We start from the raw sequence: 2,914 nt of genomic DNA on the forward strand, positions 1-2,914 counted from the left end.
CTGATCCGGATCGCAGGCTGGTTCGCCAATCACCAGAGGATGCTGAAGTCGGCCGGAACCCCGCGGACCGAGGGCCCGCAACTGTCACGCCCGCAGCTGATCCTGGCATTCGCCGTCATCGGCGCCCTGCTGCTGAGCAAGTTCGTCTACATAGAGACCTTTAAAAGCTACTATACCTTCTTCCTGATCGAACGGTTCGGGATGGAGATCCGCCAAGCCCAGACCATCCTGTTCGTCTTTCTGGGCGCCGTGGCCATCGGCACATTCTTTGGTGGTCCCATCGGGGACAGGATCGGCCGGAGGAGGGTGATCTGGGTGTCCATCGTCGGGGCGCTTCCGTTTGCACTGCTGCTGCCCCACGTCAACCTCTGGGGGGTGATCGCCCTCAGCATCCTCGTCGGCCTGATCCTGTCGTCGGCATTCTCAGCGATCGTGGTCTACGCCCAGGAACTGATGCCGCAGAAGGTCGGCATGGTGTCCGGCTTCGTTTTCGGTTTTGCGTTCGGGGTCGGGGCGCTTGGCGCAGCCGCCCTTGGGGGGATCGCCGATCTGGTTGGCATGCAGCAGGTGTTCAACGCGCTGTCGTTGCTGCTGTTTCTCGGATTTCTGACCGCGCTTTTGCCGGACATCGAGTAAAGCCTATCGTGGTCGCTTGACCTGACGGGGAAGACGAGGTCGGCGTCCATGGGCTGATCGCTGCCGGGGATCCGTGGTCATGCGCAGAGCAGCAGGTGATCAACTTGCCAGCAGGTCTGCTCAAAGGGTAAGCACGGCGCACCGACATAACCGATAACAGGGCAGACCAACATGATCCGGCGCGTAGTTCGATCCCTGGGCCCCGCGATACCCGTGGGCAACCCGAAGGAGGCGGTGCGCGCCGGGTTGGGGGCATTGATCGGCTTGGTCGTGGCGGGCGCATTCATCCTGGCTGCGTCTGCAGATGTCCATCTGGGACTCTTTCTGATCGCGCCATTCGGGGCCAGCGCCGTGTTGATCTTTGCAGTGCCCAGCAGTCCGCTGGCGCAGCCATGGTCTGCTGTGGTCGGAAACACGGCTTCTGCCTTTGTCGCCATCGTCGTCTGTGCTGCACTTTCCGACCCCGTCCTGCGGATCCCCGGGGCGGTGGGTGCCGCCATTGCGATCATGATCGCGCTGCGCGCCCTTCATCCGCCCGGTGGCGCAGTCGCGATGACCGTGGCCATGAGCCCTGATCTGGCCCAGGAGAGCGGACTGTGGTTCGCCTTGAGCCCGGTTGCTCTTGGAACCGCGATCCTAGCAACTGTATCTGTCAGGTCGTCGTGGCGATCCATTTCTGACGGCTTTTGCACAGGGCGTTGGCGATAGTGACCAGCTTTCTGGCGACGGCGGTGATGATGACCTTGTGCGGTTTTCCGGCGTTGCGAAGGCGATCTGCGAAAAACCTCAGGCTCGGGTTGTGATGTGCCGCAACTAAGGCTGCTTGGAACATGACGTGCCGCAGGGCGCGGCGACCACCCGCGATGGCTCGTTTCCCGCGAAGGGTTCCGCTGTCATGCGCGACCGGGGCCAATCCGGTGAGCGCGGCAGCTTCTTCGCCGGTGATAGTGCCGATCTCGGGCATTTCGGCGATCAGCATTGCGCTGGCAACCGGGCCGATCCCCGGGATGGAACGGAGAACACCGACGGTCTCCAGAAGGCGATCATCGCTCGCGATTGCCCGGGCGATCCGGTCTTCCAACTCCCTGATCAGGCTGTCGATCCGTTGCGTCAACTCGCTGTCGACGTCCTCGAACATCGCGGCAGTGCCCAGCTTCTGATGCGCGCGGATTTGAGCCAGCAGCCGTTTGCGGATTTCGACCATCTGCGATCTTTTGGACGTCAAGGCCCTGAGAAGGCGTAGCTTTTCCGCAGGAAGACTGCGGCCCGCTTCGGGTCGGAAGACAAAGAAACGGGCAATGAGTTCAGCATCGATCCGGTCGGTCTTGGCACGTGTGCCACGGCTTTGCGCAAACGCTTTCACCTGAGCAGGGGGCACCTGGCGGGCTGCAACACCTTCTGTCTCCAACAGCGCCCAGAGCTGCCACTCCTGGCCGCCGGTCGATTCAAAGCAGACGATGGCATCCCGGTCCCGGGCAAGATCCGCTACGGCAGCATGACCCACCGGAGCGTTTGGCACTCTGAAGCGATGTCCATCGGGGAGGCAATGAAGGTCGAGCCAATCACGGCTGACATCTATGCCGATAACGCGGCCATGTGATAGATTATCCATGCTCTCTTCCTTCTGGTGCGCGGTCCTGCAAGGCCGCAATCAACTGTTCGAGACGATGAAGAGAGGCGGTGCCGACAGGCTAGAAAACGTGGTCGTGCCACAAGGGTCAGACGTCGCGCACCACCCCGTCAGTGTCCCTGGCCAGGGACACTGACGGGATCAGTTTAGCAGATGACAGATACAGAAGGGTCAGGATGCATTGATTTCCGTTTCGCGACGTGATTCACGGCCCAGAAACGGAGCGGTGACATGAGCGACCTTTTCTGGCTGACTGCCGCGCAGATGGCACGCATGGCCCCCTTTTTTCCAAAGTCGCACGGCAAGCCACGCGTTGATGACAGGCGAGTTCTCAGCGGAATTATCTTCATAATCCGCAATGGTTTACGCTGGCGTGATGCACCTACCGCCTACGGGCCTCACAAGACGCTTTACAGCCGTTGGAGGCGTTGGAGCGGGAAGGGCATTTTTGCTCGGATGATGGCCGGACTTGCTGCCGAACACGGTGAAGAGAAGACCGTGATGATAGACGCGACATACCTGAAGGCACATCGCACAGCGACCAGTATGGCCATTAAAAAGGGGGGCGTGGTCGCCTGATCGGCCGAACCAAAGGCGGCATGAACACCAAGCTGCACGCCATTTGCGACGGCCAGGGACGACCGCTCG

At 61.1% G+C, this 2,914-nt stretch carries 3 protein-coding genes and 1 pseudogene; 3 read left to right on the forward strand and 1 reads right to left on the reverse strand.

Features of this window, described 5'->3' with window-relative positions:
* The first annotated feature begins 39 nt into the window (after window positions 1-39).
* Together IE00_RS19275 and IE00_RS19280 are read left to right on the forward strand one after the other, a co-directional pair.
* A complete protein-coding gene (locus tag IE00_RS19275; protein ID WP_083554529.1) occupies window positions 40-636 on the forward strand; it encodes an MFS transporter in 597 nt (198 codons plus the stop codon).
* 171 nt (window positions 637-807) lie between these two features.
* Window positions 808-1,344 (forward strand): HPP family protein, encoded by a 537-nt coding sequence (locus IE00_RS19280; protein ID WP_072298773.1) that lies wholly within the window; start codon window positions 808-810, stop codon window positions 1,342-1,344.
* Here IE00_RS19280 and IE00_RS19285 read toward each other — a convergent pair.
* A complete protein-coding gene (locus IE00_RS19285) occupies window positions 1,289-2,248 on the reverse strand; it encodes an IS110 family transposase (RefSeq protein ID WP_072298774.1) in 960 nt (319 codons plus the stop codon). The genes IE00_RS19280 and IE00_RS19285 overlap by 56 nt on opposite strands.
* Window positions 2,249-2,497: 249 nt before the next feature.
* On the opposite strand from IE00_RS19285, the pseudogene IE00_RS19290 reads away from it, so the two are divergent.
* A pseudogene (locus IE00_RS19290) lies at window positions 2,498-2,914 on the forward strand (IS5 family transposase); the annotation flags it as partial.

It is taken from the genome of Paracoccus sp. SM22M-07 (assembly GCF_001887735.1).
GTDB lineage: Bacteria > Pseudomonadota > Alphaproteobacteria > Rhodobacterales > Rhodobacteraceae > Paracoccus.